13 protein-coding genes, 1 tRNA gene and 2 pseudogenes are annotated in these 18,022 nt (G+C 63.5%); 11 read left to right on the forward strand and 5 right to left on the reverse strand.

Features of this window, described 5'->3' with window-relative positions; all coding sequences use genetic code 11:
- Positions 1 to 278: 278 nt before the first annotated feature.
- Positions 279 to 908, reverse strand: a complete 630-nt coding sequence (locus C1737_RS24645; RefSeq protein ID WP_067919769.1) for a TetR/AcrR family transcriptional regulator — start codon at positions 906 to 908, stop codon at positions 279 to 281.
- Between the two features lie 1,388 nt (positions 909 to 2,296).
- Between C1737_RS24645 and C1737_RS24650 the strand changes: the two genes are divergently transcribed.
- The 10 genes from C1737_RS24650 to C1737_RS24695 all read left to right on the forward strand — a co-directional run bounded on the left by C1737_RS24650 (position 2,297) and on the right by C1737_RS24695 (position 13,388).
- Positions 2,297 to 3,091 (forward strand): ABC transporter permease, encoded by a 795-nt coding sequence (locus C1737_RS24650; protein WP_067919768.1) that lies wholly within the window; start codon positions 2,297 to 2,299, stop codon positions 3,089 to 3,091.
- Positions 3,088 to 3,942, forward strand: a complete 855-nt coding sequence (locus C1737_RS24655; protein ID WP_102419691.1) for an ABC transporter permease — start codon at positions 3,088 to 3,090, stop codon at positions 3,940 to 3,942. Before C1737_RS24650 ends, C1737_RS24655 begins: the two co-directional genes overlap by 4 nt.
- A gap of 5 nt (positions 3,943 to 3,947) precedes the next feature.
- Positions 3,948 to 5,435, forward strand: a complete 1,488-nt coding sequence (locus tag C1737_RS24660; RefSeq protein WP_102419692.1) for an MCE family protein — start codon at positions 3,948 to 3,950, stop codon at positions 5,433 to 5,435.
- A 40-nt stretch (positions 5,436 to 5,475) separates the two neighbouring features.
- Entirely contained in the window at positions 5,476 to 6,504 is a 1,029-nt protein-coding gene (locus tag C1737_RS24665; RefSeq protein WP_102419693.1) for an MCE family protein, read from the forward strand.
- Positions 6,501 to 7,898: an MCE family protein gene (locus C1737_RS24670; protein ID WP_102420111.1), complete on the forward strand. Its 1,398-nt coding sequence runs from the start codon at positions 6,501 to 6,503 to the stop codon at positions 7,896 to 7,898. Before C1737_RS24665 ends, C1737_RS24670 begins: the two co-directional genes overlap by 4 nt.
- Positions 7,895 to 9,223: a virulence factor Mce family protein gene (locus tag C1737_RS24675; protein WP_142393492.1), complete on the forward strand. Its 1,329-nt coding sequence runs from the start codon at positions 7,895 to 7,897 to the stop codon at positions 9,221 to 9,223. Before C1737_RS24670 ends, C1737_RS24675 begins: the two co-directional genes overlap by 4 nt.
- Positions 9,220 to 10,374: a virulence factor Mce family protein gene (locus C1737_RS24680; protein ID WP_102419694.1), complete on the forward strand. Its 1,155-nt coding sequence runs from the start codon at positions 9,220 to 9,222 to the stop codon at positions 10,372 to 10,374. Before C1737_RS24675 ends, C1737_RS24680 begins: the two co-directional genes overlap by 4 nt.
- 4 nt (positions 10,375 to 10,378) lie before the next feature.
- Positions 10,379 to 11,857 carry an MCE family protein gene (locus tag C1737_RS24685; RefSeq protein WP_167527386.1) on the forward strand — a complete coding sequence of 493 codons (1,479 nt, stop codon included), beginning with the start codon at positions 10,379 to 10,381 and terminating at the stop codon, positions 11,855 to 11,857.
- Positions 11,821 to 12,549 carry an Mce protein gene (locus tag C1737_RS24690; protein WP_102420114.1) on the forward strand — a complete coding sequence of 243 codons (729 nt, stop codon included), beginning with the start codon at positions 11,821 to 11,823 and terminating at the stop codon, positions 12,547 to 12,549. Before C1737_RS24685 ends, C1737_RS24690 begins: the two co-directional genes overlap by 37 nt.
- A gap of 62 nt (positions 12,550 to 12,611) precedes the next feature.
- Entirely contained in the window at positions 12,612 to 13,388 is a 777-nt protein-coding gene (locus tag C1737_RS24695) for a hypothetical protein (protein ID WP_102419695.1), read from the forward strand.
- Between the two features lie 1,267 nt (positions 13,389 to 14,655).
- Here the strand turns inward: C1737_RS24695 and C1737_RS24700 are convergent.
- Complete coding sequence (locus C1737_RS24700; RefSeq protein WP_102419696.1) at positions 14,656 to 15,231, reverse strand: DUF6036 family nucleotidyltransferase; 576 nt, start codon at positions 15,229 to 15,231, stop codon at positions 14,656 to 14,658.
- Complete coding sequence (locus C1737_RS24705) at positions 15,231 to 15,719, reverse strand: helix-turn-helix domain-containing protein (protein ID WP_231984470.1); 489 nt, start codon at positions 15,717 to 15,719, stop codon at positions 15,231 to 15,233. Before C1737_RS24705 ends, C1737_RS24700 begins: the two co-directional genes overlap by 1 nt.
- A gap of 85 nt (positions 15,720 to 15,804) precedes the next feature.
- On the opposite strand from C1737_RS24705, the pseudogene C1737_RS24710 reads away from it, so the two are divergent.
- Positions 15,805 to 15,915, forward strand: a pseudogene (locus tag C1737_RS24710) (GNAT family N-acetyltransferase); the annotation flags it as partial.
- Between the two features lie 136 nt (positions 15,916 to 16,051).
- On the opposite strand, the gene C1737_RS24715 reads toward C1737_RS24710, so the two are convergent.
- Together C1737_RS24715 and C1737_RS24720 are read right to left on the reverse strand one after the other, a co-directional pair.
- Positions 16,052 to 16,124: transfer RNA gene (locus C1737_RS24715), tRNA-Arg, on the reverse strand.
- A gap of 260 nt (positions 16,125 to 16,384) precedes the next feature.
- A pseudogene (locus tag C1737_RS24720) lies at positions 16,385 to 17,950 on the reverse strand (APC family permease); the annotation flags it as partial.
- Positions 17,951 to 18,022 lie beyond the last annotated feature (72 nt).

Consider the following 18,022-nt stretch of genomic DNA (forward strand, 5'->3'; position numbering starts at 1 on the left):
GACAAGGTTATCCATACTCTGATGTTTTCGCCACCAGCATCGCCGTTCCGTTTCCGACGGAGCTAGTGATCAGCCGACGATCTGGCTCCTTCGTCACCGGCGAGCGTACGAGCATTCGGTAGGGGCGTCCTCCCGTTCGGAACGGCGAAAAACGAGGGCACGAATCCAGCAGTGTCCTAGCCGGTTTCGGCCCGGCACGAGCCGCGGAGAAAGGTCGGGACGATGGTGGCGAACGGCGACTGCCCAGCCGGCATAACACCGTTGGGCGCCTGACGGGGCTAGGGCCGAGGCTTCAACGAAGCACCAAGTAGGTTCCGCAGCACGCCCTCGTCACCACCGTCTTCAGGGTCGGCCGGTTCGGCAACGAGACTGAAGCTGACCCGGACAATCCAGCGGGCCAGGGTTTCCGCCGGAAGATCACGGCGAATCTCACCAGCAACGGCGGCATCCTCGAGGCGCCGCACCAGCGCGTCAGCAAGCTTGGCTCGCCACAACTCAGAACCCTCGGCCGCGTGATAGGCAGCGCCGAGGGCTTGGTGGTCGTCGACCAGCGATCGCATTATCGGTGAGCTGCGAGCGATCTCTTGGCCCACCAGGCATGCCGCGACCAGCTGAGCCAAGAAGGGTTCGTCCGTTTGCCAGCATCGGTAAACGCGCTCCACCGTGACGCCAAGCACTCGCACAAACGAGGCTGCCAGCAGTGCGTCCTTGTTCGGGAAGTAGTAGTACACAGTAGAGCGGTGCACGCCGGCGCGCTGCGCAACGTCGCTCATCCGCGTGCGAACTGGGCCTTTCTCGGCGTAGCAAGCGTCCGCCGCGGCCAGCAACCGTTCGCGCGCCTCCTCCTCGTCTGCAGGAGTGTCGGCACGCCACGAACGTGCGCGGGATGCGTGGCCCTTCGCGGTCACAAGTGCACACTACGACGCACGGAGCACCAGTGAGGCAATGGCCAAGCCGGACGGCTCGGCACTGGCGCGCGAAAACCGGCCTTTTCCGGCGCTGGCCGAAGATTTCTACGCTGAGGGAGCACTTGACGGCGGGGTGGCACGCCGCAGTAGAAGAACGGACCTGCTGCGCAGCAGGGATCGGTCCAGCTGCTCTCCGGGTGGGTGGAAGTTGATTCCATGGCGAGCTAACCGTGGGCAACCGTTGGGCAGCAACCGTAATCCCGATGAGGTTGGGCGCCCGACAGATTGCTTCAAATTCGACGGCAACGCGCCGAATCGTGCAAATTAGAAAATCAGATAAATAGATAGATGGTTTGATGTCGTAACGCAGCCGCAGGCGTCATATGTTCGCAAGTGGTCATCGACGCGACGCGGCCAGCAATGATCCCCCGGTGGGTTGGGAGCGATTGGTTACTGGTGTTGCATTTGGGGGATATTGAGATGGCATACGCGATGACGTTGATGACCGCGGATGCACCGCGGCGCGTCCATCAACCATGATGGCGTCGTCGTTGTCTCGCAAAATTGCAGCTCATAGCCTGTTTTCGAGTGCGGACGTCAGCCGGCTTCCCCGAGGCCCCGGCCGTTGGTCGTCTGATGCAGCCGCGCTGCGATCGACCTCGCCACACGAGCGCTGCTTTTCGGCGGCGATGTGGAAGCATTTATCGCGATCTATTTGTCGTGGTGGCGTTCTATTGTTGGACCGCTCTGCCGGCATTGTAAGACAGAATTGTCGACGCTCTCTAAAGTGTATGTCCGCCCAGATTGACCAAGCGCGCTCTAGTGGAAAATTCTGTATGGCAACTTTCGTCCAAAAAGTCTTCCGAATATGCGAAATATTTGCCGAATGGCAAATTGTTCAATCATAGTGACGGGTCGCCTTTAACTTCCGCCGAACCCTTCCAATCCGCTTGGAGGGCGGGGGCGCCTCCACGCTGGCCCGGGCCGCGAGACCTTGGCCTAGTGGGCGGCTCACATGCAAGAACGGCTAGCTGAGAGCCTTCGACCGGGGGGCGCTGGCCGACTATTTCGATAACGGTTGCCACATTCGGACTAAATTTGTCGGAACCGTCGCAGCAAATCGGCGGTTGTTTATCAGGCGTCGACCAATCCGGCATGGGCGCGAATAAGAGAGGTGTATGTTGCCCTCCATGAAAGCCATGGTGTACCGTCCCGCTGTGCTACCTGTCACACTATTGGAAGGGGGCGGTTTGACTTTCCGCTGGGTGAGCATTGATCGGTCCAATGTCGGTGGCGATTAGATACCGACGAGGGCACTAATGGTTGTGAGAGACACGGCGAACACAGAGCCTTTGGCGGCGTCGGATCCGGCTCCCGTCAGATCTCCGATGGCGGTGTTGGCGTCCCTGGGGGTGCGGCCCACCTGGGACGTTGAAGCGAAGCCGTTGCGCGAGGTCGGCGCCTTCTTCGCGTTGTCGCTCGACATCCTCGTGCAGCTCGTGCGGCCGCCCTTCGCGTGGCGTGAGTTCATCCATCAGTCTTGGTTCGTGGCGCGGGTGTCGATGTTTCCCGCCGTCTTCTTGGCGATCCCGCTCAGCACGCTGCCGATCTTCATCATCAACGTCCTGCTGGTCGAGATCGGCGCCGCCGACGCATCCGGGACCGGGGCCGCGCTGGCCAGCGTCGTGTTCATCGGACCGATTGCGACGGTGCTGGTGATCGCCGGTACCGGCGCTACTGCGATGTGCGCCGAGCTGGGCGCTCGCACCATCCGCGAAGAAATTGACGCCATGCGAGTGATGGGGATTAGCCCGGTCCAACGTTTGCTGGTGCCAAGGGTTTTGGCGCTCGGGCTTAACGGGTTGGTGTTGAACAGTGTTGTGACCATCGTCAGCCTGGTCGCTGACTATCTGTTCTCCGTCTACTTCCAGCACGTTAACCCTGGTACCTTCGCGGCCAGCCTCACGCTGCTTGTCGGGCTTACCGAGACGATCACGGCCTACGCAAAGGCGGCATTATTCGGGGTGGTGGCGGGCCTCATTGCGTGTTACAAGGGCATGACCGTTGGCGGCGGTCCGCAAGGTGTCGGCAATGCGGTGAACGAAACCGTGGTGTACACGTTCCTGGCACTGTTCATCATCAACGGGATCTTGCTCGCGATCACGACGAAGGCGACGATGTGACGGCCGCGCCAGCAGCACTTCGGCTGCCGCGGCTGAGCAACGCCGCGCGCGCCTTCGCCAACAGGTGGAACGAGCTCGGAAGCCAGACCGCGTTCTACGTCAGGGCTCTGGGCTCGGTCTGGGAAGCCATCGCCCGATACAAAGTGGAGATGATGCGCCTGATCGCCAGCATGAGCATGGGCATCGGCGCGCTGGCCGTCATCGGCGGCACCGTGGTGATCGTCGTCATCTTGACGATGGCCACCGGTTCGTATGTAGCCATCCAACTCTTCCGATCGTTATCCGATGTAGGCGTGCAGGCGTTGTGCGGCTTCGCATCCGCCTACATCAATACGCGCATCGCCTCGCCGATCATCGCCGACATCGGCCTGGCGGCCACCGTCGGCGCCGGCGCCACCGCGCAGCTGGGCGCCATGCGGATCAACGAGGAGATCGATGCGCTCGAGACGATGAGCATCCGCGTCGTTCCCTACCTGGTCTCCACCCGGGTGGTCGCGGGCGTGCTCGTCGCGATTCCGCTGTGGTGTATGGCGGCGATGGCCGGATACTTTGCCACCCGCAGTCTCATCATCTTCGGGTACGGCCAGGCTCCCGGTGTCTACCAGCACTACTTCCACTCTTATCTGCAGCCACTCGACTTGATCTGGTCCTTGCTCCAGGTCATCGCCTCGGCCACAGCGATCATGCTGGTGCACACCTACTACGGTTTCTACGCTTCGGGCGGTCCGGCCGGCGTCGGTGAGGCGGTCGGTCGCGCGGTGCGCGCCTCACTGACCGTGGCGATGGCGGTGACGCTGGCGGTGGCGCTCGCCGCCTATGGAGTGTCCGGCAACTTCCACCTGTCCGGGTAGCGGCTATGGAAAAGAAGAAGAAGCGCCGCGAAGCCGGCCTGCACCCCGCGATCTGGACCTTCGTTCTCCTCGGCGTCATCATCGGATCGGTCGCGCTGACCATCGCGCAGTTCAACAGGGACTTGCGGCCCTATAGCCGAGTGACCTTGATGTCGGATCGTGCGGGCCTGGTGATGGAACCTGGCGCGGCGGTGAAATTGCGCGGCGTCCAGGTTGGCCGGGTCTCGTCGATTCAGCCAGGTGATCCGGTGAGACTTCAGCTGGAGCTCTACCCGGAGCAGCTCAAGTACATCCCGGCCAACGTGGGCGCCAAAATCACCGCCACCACGGCCTTCGGTGCCAAGTATGTCGACCTGACCACGCCCGCCCACCCGACCTCGAAACGGCTCGCATCCGGCGCGGTGGTCGAAGCAAGCAACGTGACCGTCGAGGTGAACACCGTCTTTCAGAACCTCGTGGGCGTACTCAACCAGGTCGACGTCCCCAAACTGAACGCCGTGCTCACCGCGGTGGCCGACGGATTTCGCGGGAAGGGCGAGGCGATTGGCGAAGCCACCACCGACCTCAACCAGGTCCTGCTGACGATCAATCCGCGCAGCGAGACCATCCGGGCCGACTACCGCGCCCTGAAGGGATTCAGCGGCGCCTACAGCGCGGCCGCACACGACATCCTCACGACGCTGGACGCTGCCAGCACGACCGGCACGACGGTCACCAAGAACGCCAAGGAACTTGACGCACTGTTGCTCAACGTCAGCGGACTCTCCCGCGCGGGCACCAACCTGATCGGCCCGAACAAGGACAACCTCGTGCACGGCATCAACCTGCTGGAGTCCACAACGCGGCTGCTGATGAAGTACAACCCAGAGCTCACCTGCACGCTGGTTGGCGGGAAGACCGCCGTCGACAGGTTCATCGGGCCGACCGGCGGCGACAACGGATATTCGGTGATCCTGGACGCCGGTTTACTCTTCGGGGAAGACGCATACAAGTTCCCCGACAACCTGCCGATCAACGGCGCCAAGGGTGGCCCCGGTGGCCAGCCCGGGTGCGGATCGTTGCCCGACGTCGCCAAGAATTTCCCGCAGCGCTACCTCGTCACCAACACCGGGTGGGGCACCGGACTAGACATGCGGCCCAACCCCGGCATCGGCTTCCCGGGGTATGTCGACTATCTCCCCGTCACTCGGGGGACACCGCAACCGCCTAGCATTCGGCACCCCGGCGGCCCGGCGCCCGGCCCCGTCCAAGGAACGGATGGATACGACAGTCCGGCACCCTATGGGGCGCCGCGATACGCCCCGGACGGCACCCCGCTGTATCCCGGTCTGCCGCCGGCTCCGCCGCCGGGCAGGCCACGCGAACCTGGTCCCCCGCCGGCGGGTTCGGAACCGTTCGTGCCGCCGGTGCGCACCGGGCAGCAACAAACCTGCGGCCTGGTCAACAACGACTGCGCACCGTTGCCACCGCCGCCTTACAGCCCGGCGCCGTGACCACCGAATGAGACACCAGCAGCGATAGAGGAAGGCAGACATGCGAGAGAATTTGGTCGGTGCCCTGTGGCGCCTGTCCATCTACTTGGTCGTGTGCGTGCTCGGCGCGTTTGCGCTCATCGCGGTCTTCGCCCAGTTGCGCTTCCAGTCGGAGAAGACCTACAAGGCCCAGTTCGCGAACGTGTCCGGCCTGCAGGAGGGAAACTTCATCCGCGTCGCCGGGGTCGAGGTCGGCAAGGTCAAAAGCATCACCGTCCAGCCCGACTCCACCGTGCTCGTCGAGTTCGCCACGGCCGACTCGGTAGTGCTCACCGAGGGCACCAGGGCCGCCATCCGCTTCGCGGACCTTATCGGCGGCAGGTACATGGCCCTGGAGGAGGGCGCCGGGGGAGTCAAGCGGCTTAATCCGGGCACGACCATCCCACTGGCGCGGACCGAGCCGGCGCTGGACCTCGACGCATTGATCGGCGGCTTCCGGCCGCTGTTCCGCGCGCTGGACCCGGACCAGGTCAACAAGCTCACCGGCCAACTCGTCGCGGCGTTCCAGGGACAGGGAGGCACGATCGGCTCGTTTCTCACCCAGGCCGCGGCCCTGACCAACACCCTGGCCGACCGCGATCAACTGATCGGTCAGGTCATCACCAACCTGAATACCCTGCTCGGTTCACTGAGCGGCCAGAGCAAGCAGTTCGCCACGGCGGTCGACTCTCTGGCCGAACTGGTGCAAGGGCTCAAGGGCCGCAAGCAAGACATCAGCAACGGGGTTGCGTACGCCAACGCGGCCGCCGGGTCAATCGCCGATCTCTTGTCACAGGCCCGTCCGCCGGCCAGGAAGGTGGTCCACGAACTCGACCGGACCGCCGCAAACGTGCTGGCCGACCACGACTATTTCGACAACTTCCTCAACACGTGGCCCGACGCGACGCAAATACTCAACAGGCAGGGCATGTACGGAGACTTCTTCAGCTTCTATCTGTGCGACATTCTGATCAAGGTCAACGGCAAGGGCGGCCAGCCGGTGTACATCAAGCTGGCCGGCCAGGCCACCGGCAGGTGCACGCCGCGATGAAACCCTTCTCCGAACGCAATCCGTTGATCGTCGGCCTCATCGGCATCGGCGTCACCCTGGCTCTCGTGTTGATCTCCCTGAACTATGACAAGCTGCCGTTCTCCAGCAGGGGCAAGACCTATTCGGCGTACTTCGCCGAGGCCGGCGGCTTGGTACCGGGTGACCACGTCCAGGTATCGGGTTACCGCGTCGGGCAGGTCTTGGGCGTTGACCTGGACGGACCGCGGGTGCTGGTCAAGTTCAGCGTCGCCAACGACGTCCGCCTCGGTGAGCGCACCGAGGCGGCGATCAAGCTGAAGAGCGTTCTCGGCAGCAAACTCTTGGAGGTAACCCCGCGCGGCGATGGGCAGCTGAGCCGCCCGATACCGCTCGACCGAACCAGGCCGGCCTATCAACTGCCAGACGCGCTGAGCGATCTCAGCAATACCATCAGCGGGTTGGACACCCAGCAGTTGTCCACCTCGCTGGCCGTGCTGTCCGACACCTTCGCCGACACACCGCCCGACTTGAAGCAGGCGGTGCAGGGGGTCGCGCGCTTCTCTCAGACACTGAACGAGCGCGATGCGCAGCTGCGAAACCTGTTGAGCAGCGCCAACAAAGCAACCAAGGTGTTGGCCGACCGCAGTGACGAAGTGGTCAAGCTCGTCGCCAATACTAACGCGCTACTGGTTCAACTGAGAAGCCAAAGCAGTGCGCTGAGCCAGATCTCGAGCAACCTGTCCGCCGTGGCGCAGCAGATCAAGGGCTTCATCGCCGAGAACCGCAACACGCTCAAGCCGGCACTGGACAAGCTCAACGGGGTGTTGGCCATCCTGGACAACCGCAAGGAACGCGTCCAGAAAGCGATCGTCGGCCTAGGCAGATACGCCTTAGGGCTCGGTGAATCCGTCGGCTCGGGACCGTTCTACAAAGCGTATCTGGTCAACCTACTGCCCGGGCAGTTCGTGCAGCCCTTCATCGACGCGGCCTTCTCCGACTTGGGCCTGGACCCCAATGTGCTGCTGCCCTCACAGCGCACCGACCCGCAGCGCGGGCAGCCGGGCACGCCGCCGCTGCCGATACCGTTCCCGCGCACCGGCCAAGGCGGGGAACCACGCATGACCATCCCGGATGCCATCACCGGCAACCCGAGCGACCATCCATGCGGTGTGCCCGGCGTGGCGTTGCCCGGCCCCGGCTGTTATCCGTATCGGCAGCCGCTGCCCGCGCCGCCACCCGGCGGCCCCCCGCCGGGACCTCCCGCGCCGCCGGGTCCGGGCGAAGGACAGTCCATCCCGCCAGGGGGGCCCGTCGAACTACCAGCACCTGGTCAGATACCGCCGAGCCAACCGCCCGTGCTGAACGGACCCGGACCCATCGGCCCATCCCAGCCGGCTGGAGGGGGTGGCCAGTGAGGAACCGTTACGTCAAGCTCGGCGTGGCCATCGCACTTGCGGTCGTCCTTGTCGGCGGCATTGTCACCGTCGTCGGATTGGCGACCGGCATCGGCCATACGCAAGTCGTCGGCTATTTTGCGGACAGCACCGGCCTCTACGCCGGGGACGACGTCGTTATCCTCGGCGTGCGCGTGGGCAGGGTCGAGAAGATCGAACCGCAACCCAGCCGCGTCAAGATCACCTTCTGGTATGACGACAAATACAAGGTCCCCGCCGACGCCAAAGCCGTGATCATCGCGCCGTCACTGGTGACACCGCGAGCCATCCAGCTGACGCCCGCCTACACGGGCGGGCCGACTATGGCCGATCACGCGACAATCCCGCAGGACCGCACCGCCGTTCCGGTCGAATACGACGATTTTCGCCAGCAGCTACAAAAACTGACTGAGACACTCCAGCCCGCCAAGCCAGGCGGAACCAGCACCTTGGGGGCGTTCGTCAACACCGCGGCCGACAACCTGCGCGGCCAGGGGCCGGATATCCGTAGCACGCTCATCAAGCTGTCGCAGGCGATTTCCGCGCTCGGCGATCACAGCGACGACCTGTTCAGCACCTTCAAAAACCTGTCCATCCTGGTCTCCGCCCTGCACGACAGCAGCGACCTGCTGCGGCAACTGAACCAAAACCTGGCCGCGGTGACCGGCTTGTTGGCCAGCGACCCCGACGCCGTCGGCAACGCGGTCCGCGACCTCAACGACGTGGCCGGCGACGTCAGAGACTTCGTCGCCGACAACCGAGAGACGCTGGGCACCGCGTCGGACAAGCTGGCGTCGGTGACCACGGCGGTGAACCAGAGTCTCGACGACATCAAACAGGTGTTGCATGTCGCCCCGACCGCGTTCCAGAACTTCCTGAACATCTACAACCCCGCGCAGGGCTCGTTGACCGGCATCCTGGACGTCAACCAATTCGCCAACACGATCCAATTCCTGTGCGCCGCGGTCGAAGCCGCGTCGCGCAAAAACTCCAAGGAGTCGGCCAAGCTGTGCGTGCAGTACCTGGCGCCCATCATCAAAAACCGCCAGATCAACTTCCTCCCGCTGGGGGAAAACCTCTTCGTCGGCGCCACCGCGCGGCCGAACGAAATCACCTACAGCGAGGACTGGCTGCGGCCCGACTACGTTCCCCCGCCACCTCCGGGAGCGCCCGCACCGGCCGCCGCGCCGCCGCAGGAAAGCGCAACAGACGCGCCGGCCGCGCCACCGCCGGCCGCGCCGGTGCAGACCCCAGATCCGGCCGCCGGCTTGCGCGGAATGATGGTGCCGTCCGGGGGTGGACAATGAGCCGGGCACCACGGTATCGCATGGCCGCGGGCCTGGTGACGGCACTTGCGCTGGTGCTATCGGGCTGCGGCTTCCACGGGGCGAACTCGTTCAAGCTGCCGGGAACCAAGGGCGGCGGGCCCGGTTCGTACACCGTTAAAGCAGAGATGTCCGACATTCAAAACCTGCAGCGGAACTCCCGCGTCCGGGTCAATGACGTCACCGTCGGCACCGTGACCGACATCGAACTGCAGGGCTGGCACGCGTTGGTCACGATGAGCATCGAAGGCGGCGTGGACCTCCCGGCCAACGCGACGGCCACGATCGGCCAGACCAGCCTGCTGGGCTCGGTACACCTCGAATTGGCGCCACCCACTGGGGTGCCGCCCCTGGGCAAGCTCAAAAATGGGTCGTTTATACCGCTGTCCTCGGCGGGCGGATATCCGTCAACCGAACGCACGCTGGCGGCGCTTTCCCTGGTGCTCAACGGCGGCGGCCTAGGGCAGGTCCAGGACATCACCAAGGCGCTGAGCACCGCGTTCACCGGTCGCGAGCAGGACCTGAGAAGCCTGCTCGGCCAGCTCGACAAGTTCGTCGGCTACCTCAACGACCAAAAGGACGACATCATCGCCGCGACGGACAGCCTGAACAACCTGGCCGGTCAATTCGCCGACGAAAAACCGGTGATCGACAAGGCGCTGAAGACGATCCCGGACGCGTTGACGGCGCTGAAGGACGATCGGGAGGACCTTGCCAACGCGCTGGGTGACCTGAGCCGATTCGGTGCGCTTGCCGCCGACTCGGTCAACAAGACCAAGCAAAGCCTCGTGCAGGAACTTAACGACCTCGGCCCGGTGCTGCAGTCACTGGGCGACGCGGGGGTGTCCTTGACCCGTTCGCTGGGCCTCTTCGGCACCTTCCCGTTCCCCAAGGACACGCTGAGCAAATGGCTGCGCGGTGACTACGCAAACCTGACCGGCATCTTCGACTTGACCCTGAGCCGGCTGGACTCGGGGTTGTTCACCGGCACCCGGTTTGAGTGCAACCTGAGCGAGCTGGAGCTTCAGTGGGGCCGCACCATCGGCCAGCTGCCCAGCCCCTGCATGGCGGGAAGCCAGTACAACCCCGGTAACCCGTTGGTCGTGCCTTACCACTTCAACCAGGGGCCGTGACATCATGCTGAACCGACTCCCCCGACGCGTCAAACTCCAGCTGGCGGTTTTCGCGACGGTCAGCACCGCCGCGGCCGCCATCATTTTTTTCGCCTACATGCAGATACCGACCTTCTTTTTCGGGATCGATCGGTATGAGGTCACGGTCAAACTGCCGCAGGCGGGTGGCCTGTATGCCGGCGGGAATGTCACCTACCACGGGGTCGAAGTCGGTCGGGTGCAGGCCGTGCGCCTGACCGATAGCGGCGCCGAGGCGGTGCTGCGGATGGACTCGGATTTCCATATTCCGGCCGATTCCGGCGCCCAGGTGCATAGCGTGTCGGCGATCGGCGAGCAGTACGTCGAACTGCTGCCCCGCAGCACGGCCGGGCCGCCACTGAAAGACGGTGACGTGATACCGGTCGACCGCACGTATGTCCCGCCGGACATCAATTCGCTGTTGGCGGCCACCAACCGCGGACTGAACGCGATCCCACGGGACAACCTGAAAACGGTGGTCGACGAGTCGTATGTCGCAGTCGGCGGGCTCGGGCCGGAACTTTCCCGGCTGGTGAAAGGGACGACTGCGCTGTCGATCGACGCCCGAAAGAACCTGGACGCACTGGTCAATCTGATCGACAACTCCAAGCCGCTGCTCGACAGTCAGATCGACTCATCGGACGGAATCCAGGCGTGGGCCTCACACCTGGCGGCGATCACCTCGCAGTTGCGCAACAACGACTCCTCGGTTGCGGGCCTGCTGCATAAGGGTGGCCCAGCCGCCGCCGAGGCACGCGATTTGTTCGACCGGCTGAACCCCACCTTGCCGATCGTCCTGGCCAACTTGGTCAGTGTCGGGCAGGTAGGCGTCACCTACCGCGACAATCTGGAATCCCTTCTGGTGGAGCTGCCACAGGGGGCCGCCGACATCCAGGCGATCGGCGTGGCCAACAAAGACACCAAGCAGCCCTACCGCGCCCCCTTTCTGAGCTTCAAGCTAAACCTCAACTGGCCGCCGCCGTGCACGACGGGATTCCTGCCGGCCCAGCAGCAGCGGGCGCCCAGTTACGAGGACTACCCGGATGTCCCGAAGGGGGATTTCTACTGCCGGGTGCCACAAGACTCGCAGCTCAACGTGCGTGGCGCACACAATCTGCCGTGTGAGACCCGGCCCGGCAAGCGGGCGCCTACCGTCAAGATGTGCGAGAGCGACGAGACGTACGTTCCGCTGAACGACGGCTGGAACTGGAAGGGTGATCCGAACGCTACATTTTCCGGCCAAGGTGTCCCGCAGTTCAGGCCGGGGGAGGAACCAGCGGGGCAGGTCCCCGCACCGTCGCCGCCCGGTCCGGAACCACCGCCGATCGCAGCCGTCCAGTACGACCCAGCCACGGGCATGTACGTGGGACCCGACGGGCGTATGTACACACAACGAGACCTGGCCCGTGGTGCCACAAAGGAGCAAACATGGCAAAGCATGCTGATGCCGCCCAAGACGAACTGAGCGCGACAGGCCGTCCGTCTACGTCCGCGGCGACGCCGGGGCAGAGCGACGGCGATTCAACGCAATTGCCCAACAGGATCACCTCGAAAGACGAGAACGCCGAGGCGGGAGTCGCCCCGGACGAATCCGATGCGGCCGACGACTATGACACTGCCGTCGATGAAGACGTCGACGACGCTTCCGAAGACGCTGCGCCGCCTAAAAAGCGGGCCACGCCGGTGCGGCTGGCAGCGGCGTTGGGTTTGGTGACGGTCGTGGCCTTGGGCGCGGTGGCCGGATGGTTCGGGTATCGGGGATATCAGTCACGTCAGGCCCAACAGCAACGCGAGCTGCTGGTTCAGGTCGGGCGGCAAGGCGCGCTGAACCTGACCACAATCGACTGGCACCACGCCGACGCTGACGTCCAGCGCATCCTGGACTCCGCGACGGGTCAGTTCTACGACGATTTCTCCCAGCGATCAAAACCTTTCGTTGATGTGGTCAAGAAGGCGCAGTCCACGTCGGTGGGGACAATCACCGACGCGGGTCTCGAGTCGCAATCGGGCGACGAAGCCCAGGTTCTGGTGGCTGTATCCGTTAAGACCTCGAATGCCGTTGCGGCCGAACAGGATCCGCGGCATTGGCGAATGCGGATAACGGTGCAGAAGGTCGGCGGTGGCGCAAAAGTCTCCAATGTCGGATTTGTACCGTGAGCAGGCCGTTGTCCGGCAACCGCCGACACCGGGCTCTGCCAACCAGAAAAGGAACTATCGCAGTGCGGCTCAAAACCGATCGTAAGACCGATCCGGACGCAACCGAGGTCTCCGAGGAGAAGGCTGGGCAGGTCGCCAGCCAGACGAGCGAACCCGAGGCGATCGGCGACGCGGAGACCATCACCAATGACGCCGAAGACCGGGCCGAACCTGCCGAGGACACGAGCGGCGGGGACGCGGAAGACGTTGCCGAATCGGGCGACACGTCCTCTGATGATGCTGAAGCCGATGATGTTGAAACCGAAAAAGATGTCAAAGACGTTGAGCCGCCGGAACGTAAACGCCGAATCAGCCGGATCAAATGGTCGCGGGTGCTTGTCTTCTGGGTGCTTCCAGCGGTCGCGATGATGATCGCGGCTGCCGCGGGTTATTTGAAGTGGCAAGACGCGTGGGTCCGGGATTCGGCGGTCGCCGGTATCGAGTCGGTCGCGGCCGCTAAGGATTCCACCGTGGCAATACTGTCCTACCAGCCCGACACCGTCGATAAAGACCTAACTGCCGCGCGGGACCGGTTGACCGGCAAGTTCAAGGACTCCTACACACAATTGGTCCATGACGTCGTGATGCCCGGCGCCAGAAAGGACCACATTTCGGCGATCGCCACCGTTCCCGCGGCGGCGTCGGTGTCGGCGACTCCCAACCACGCGGTTGTCCTGGTGTTCGTCAACCAGACCGTGACTGTTGGCAATGATGCGCCCACGGACACCGCGTCCACTGTCCGGGTGACGTTGGACAAGAGCGGCGGCCGTTGGCTGATCTCCTCTTTCGACCCCGTCTAGTCGGAAAGCGCGGTGGCCCAAGGGATATGCGCGGCAGCATTACAGGGTCGTCTGTGTCGGGCCGAAATTCTGGCACAACGTGTACGGCGGCGTGATGGAGTCTGCACATCCTTGGGCCTTCACCACGTATGTCGCCCCAGGCCGGTAGAAGTAGTACATGCGCACCGTCTCCTGACCGGACTTATATGCGCAATGCCCAGGCGAACCGTCGCCCGCTATAGATACACACACCACCTGCGAGTTGGGGACGGCAGCTGTGGTGCACGGCCCCGGATGCATCGTGACCAACACCTTGCTCTCTCCGGATACCTGTACAACTTCAGGCGGTGTGAGCACAAAGGAGCACTGTCCGGATGCATCTTCCCCCGACGGCGATGCGTGCGAGACGCCGGCCGATCCGACGGGAACGAGCGCCATCCCGATAACCAGGCGAAAAGCCGCGAGACAGCGAAACATCTTTGAATAATACAAGTCAGCGCCCCGGCTAGGTAGGGTCTGACACGCACGCTTGCGAGTCGAACTACGCTGGCCCCACAACAGATTTCGAGCCCAGCGCGGTATCAATACCCCGTGGAGGCTCGGTGAGCTTCCCATTTTGCTGGCACGGCCACAGATCATTCACACGTGAGTGTTCTCGTATAGCGAGGTCATGGTCGCTGGACCAACCAGATAGATGTTCTCGGCCGCTTATGCTCACGGTTTATCGCTAGGGTTGATGAATTCGGGGCGGCCATCGGCAAGGTTCGGCAATGAATTTTGGCGAGGCGTTTGACTATATCTCGGCGAGATGCGCCAGGGGCTTTTGGCTCAAGCCGCTACGCCACCGGTCAGCTCGCTCGTCCTGTGAGAACCTCCAAGCGGACGAGTCCGCGGGGTCGAAGCGCCTCTGGCCCCGCCATATTGGGCCATCTGACGCTACATCGCGCCACGGCGTGTCCCAGATTCACCGACCAAACACCGACCACGGATCAGCGTTGACGGAGGGTCGGCAGGACCAGAGCCGCCCTTGGCAGAGAAGCCGACTTGTCTCACGGTGACTGCCGCGACGCATTAGCACCACTAACGTCGTCCCGAGCGACGTAGGGCGACATATCGGCGCCCCATCCGGTTGGCACGTCTGCGAGCGGCGGGCGAACGTGTAGCCGGAACCTGATGGATCAATAGCGGTTATCCATAATGTGGCAGTACTCGGAAGAAGTGCCTCGCGGCGAAGTGACATCCTTTCCCAATCCTGGCCAATCCCAACGCCGCGGCTGCGGTTCGCGAGCTACTCAACGCTGTTTGTGCGGTGAGCGAGCCAGGCGGCTGCGCGTTGGGAGGCTCTCCCAAAGCGTTCGGGTACGGTCGCGAGGCGCGTTGCGATCACTTGCGGGTCAACAAGATCAGCAGTGATCAGTGCGTCGACGAAGTTCAAGTCCTTCTCTCGGAGAGCACACAATTTCGCAACACACAGGTCTTCCTTGTCGAGGCACCATCCGATGAATTGAGGTTCGCCCGATGGGGCGGCGGTGTTCTCGTTCTGGACCTTGACCAGTCGATCGCGCCATCCGCCGGGCAGTGTCGAGGTCTGCAGGTCTACGGCGTCGATACTGAAGCCGTGAAGCTGCTCAAATGGGGAGAATTCGCCCGCTGCTCCTTCGATTTCGTCTGCGAGACGGGTGATTTCACCGGTGTTGTCGGCGATCGGGAGAACGTCGATTTCCGCCGATCTGGTGGCGTAGAAGGGCAGCTGATCTTCGGTGTAGGTGCCGAGGATCGCTTGGGAGCCGACGATGATCACTTCAGTCAGGCCCGCGATTTGGCAGGCAGTCCGGATAGCGTGCTCAAGCTGGTCGCGCCGCATCAGCGCACCGTGCGCAAAACGCGGATGCGCTCCTCATCGCGGAGCAGTCCACCCATCGGTGAGACTTCGCGCATCTCGATGCAATCGCGGCTGAGTCCAGTAAGGACGCGATGAAGGCCGGGTACGTCGCCGCTTCTCATGAGTGATTCCCAGCGGTCGAGGTTTCTCATGTGTGGCTGGCCGGTGACGCCGGACCGCAATCGTCGCAGGTTGTGCTCGATCGCGGGTTGCCATTGTGTGAGAGTCGACCGCCTCAGGTGCCTGGCCAGCTCGCGGTGCAGTTTCCACGAGCGGCGTTCGGAACGTGTCAGCTTGGGAGTGACCGGCTGGCGGGTGATTTCGAGTCGGTACCCCATACAGGACAGCAGTCGGTCGAGCTGCTCATCGCTGAGTTCAACCTTGTCGGAGAGGAACTGGCTGATGCTCGGCTGGTGCACACCGCTGAGCCGAGACAACTCGGACTGGGTGGTGCCTGTTTCGTGCATCACCGTCCGCAATACGTCACTCCGACCGCTCATGCCCAACTATAGCATTTTCTACTATAGATAGCGGGGGCCGTTTTGTGCGGTGCCGCACGATGAGGTCCGCACGTTCTACGCCAACTTCGAGTTTTGGACGTCTTCGACCGATCCGCTGCATTTGATGCTGTTGATGAAGGACGCCCGCGCGCTCATCGTCGGCTGATGCAACGCGATTGACTATCGCGAGCCAGGCTGCGCCAGCTGACGCCAACCAATCACCGACCACAGCACCGACCAGAACCAGCCGAGGCCAGTCGGCAGACATCTGAAAACCATCGCTGAACTGCGCAAACACCAAGTGCCCCCGGCAGGATTCGAACCTGCGACACCGGCTTTAGGAGAGCCGTGCTCTATCCCCTGAGCTACGAGGGCGGGGGACGTCTTCGAATACCTGACTGAAACCTAGCTAGGCGGGTTCAGCGGCGTTCGCGGCGTCCAGGTGCCATTCCGGACGATCAGCCTACGCGTCCTGATCTGGCGGGTGTGAGTGTAGCTGGTATGGCGATGACCACGTGACTTCTAGGTGGGGGAGCCTCGTCGTGCCGGCTGGCGTTAGGGCGGCTCGCTCCCGACAAAGCTCATGGGCCTACCGGTTGAACGGTGCCCTCACCGGAATCCGCTCCGGTGGGGCCGCGCGTGAGGGTGCGGCCGCGGAAGAAACCCGGGGCGATCGCCCACCAGCCCAGCATCAGGATCACTCCGAGCGCCAGCGCGCCGACACCGACCGCCGCGACGGCCCCGAACCCGAGGATCGTGATGGGGTGGCCCTCGTCATCGGTCAACCACTCGGGCCTGGCGTACTGGATGAGCCCGTAGACGAAAACGACCAGTAAGACCACGCCGCCCAGCAACGGGACGACGCCGCGCATCACAAAACCCCGGACCGAAGCGGTAAGGGTATGGCGGTAGTACCAGGCGCACGCAAACCCGGTAAGCCCGTAGTAGAACGCGATCATCAACCCGACCGATCCGATCAGCGCGGCCAGCAGGTTCTCGCTGACAAGCGTGAACAGCACGTAGAAGAGGACGGAGACTCCGCCGACCGCGATTGTGGACGTGGTCGGCGTCAGGTAGCGAGGGTGGGTCTTCGCGAACGAGTGCGGTAACGCCTGGTACGCCCCCATCGACAGGGTGGTGCGCGTTGTCTTCAGGATCGTCGTCTGCGTCGACGCGGAGGCCGACGTCAGGATCGATGCCGCCAGCAACAGCAGTGCAACCTTCCCGAAGACGCCGTTGCCGAACAGTTCCGGACCGATGGAAGCGAACACGTCTTTCGAGTTGTGCGGGTTCCCCAGCCCGATGCCCGCCGTCCCGACACCGGCGAACGCCACGGCCGACACGGTGACCAGGGTGTAGGTCGCCAACAGCAGGAAAGTCGAGATGACGGCGGCGCGGCCAGGCGTGCGGCCGGGGTCGTCGGACTCCTCGTTGCAGGACACGGCGGTGTCCCAGCCCCAGTACATGAAGATTGCCATCAGAATTGCGGGGGCGGCGGTCGTCCCGAAATCAAGACCGCCCGGCCAGAACCAGGACAGCGACGGATGCAGCGAAAAGACCTGGGCGTCATGGGAATACGTCTTGACCAGCGCGACCATCGAAAACGCGACCAGCACCACGATTTGAATGGACAGCAGGGCGTACAGCAGTCTGGCCGAGACCGCGATGCCGCGATAGCAGATGTACGTCATCGCGGCAATCCAGAAGACACCCGCGACCGTCGACCAGAGCCTGCTGTTGGCCAGGTCCGCAACCGAATGCCATCCCATCTCGCCGGCCAACCTGAACGAGTACTTCCCGGCGATATCGACCAGGTTGGCCATCACAATCACTTCCGCGGCGATGATGCCCCAGCCGCCGAGCCATCCGACGACAGGTCCAAATGCGCGCGATGCCCATGTGAACGTGGTGCCACAATCCGGTTCTGCCTCGTTGAGTTCTCGGTAGGCGACGGCGATCAGGTAGATCGGGATGAATGAAAGGAGAACGACCGCCGGGGCTTTGACGCCGGCGAGCTGTCCACCACCACTGGCCACGATGAGACCCAATGTCGCGGCAAGGCTGTAGGCGGGCGCCATCGACGCCAGGCCGACCACGACGCCCGAGATCAGACCGAGCGCGCCACCCCGCAGGCCTTTGCTCTTGACGGCAGTCGCCGCGGCCTCGTTATCCGGGGCGGCCGTGGCCGTACCTTTGCTCATCGCGCCCCTTGCTTGAGCATTCCCGGGCCGAGACGGCGTCGAGAAGTCGCCGCGCCTACCGTCGCGGTGCGG

The sequence above is a fragment of the Mycobacterium sp. 4858 genome (genome assembly GCF_900240975.1).
Classification (GTDB): Bacteria; Actinomycetota; Actinomycetes; order Mycobacteriales; family Mycobacteriaceae; genus Mycobacterium.

Bases quoted from the DNA above. Each gene is read 5' to 3' on its own strand.
- C1737_RS24650 (WP_067919768.1), top strand. From the start codon at position 2,297: ATGGCGGTGTTGGCGTCCCTGGGGGTGCGGCCCACCTGGGACGTTGAA.
- C1737_RS24660 (WP_102419692.1), top strand. From the start codon at position 3,948: ATGGAAAAGAAGAAGAAGCGCCGCGAAGCCGGCCTGCACCCCGCGATC.
- C1737_RS24665 (WP_102419693.1), top strand. From the start codon at position 5,476: ATGCGAGAGAATTTGGTCGGTGCCCTGTGGCGCCTGTCCATCTACTTG.
- C1737_RS24670 (WP_102420111.1), top strand. From the start codon at position 6,501: ATGAAACCCTTCTCCGAACGCAATCCGTTGATCGTCGGCCTCATCGGC.
- C1737_RS24680 (WP_102419694.1), top strand. From the start codon at position 9,220: ATGAGCCGGGCACCACGGTATCGCATGGCCGCGGGCCTGGTGACGGCA.
- C1737_RS24685 (WP_167527386.1), top strand. From the start codon at position 10,379: ATGCTGAACCGACTCCCCCGACGCGTCAAACTCCAGCTGGCGGTTTTC.
- C1737_RS24690 (WP_102420114.1), top strand. From the start codon at position 11,821: ATGGCAAAGCATGCTGATGCCGCCCAAGACGAACTGAGCGCGACAGGC.
- C1737_RS24700 (WP_102419696.1), bottom strand. From the start codon at position 15,231: ATGCGGCGCGACCAGCTTGAGCACGCTATCCGGACTGCCTGCCAAATC.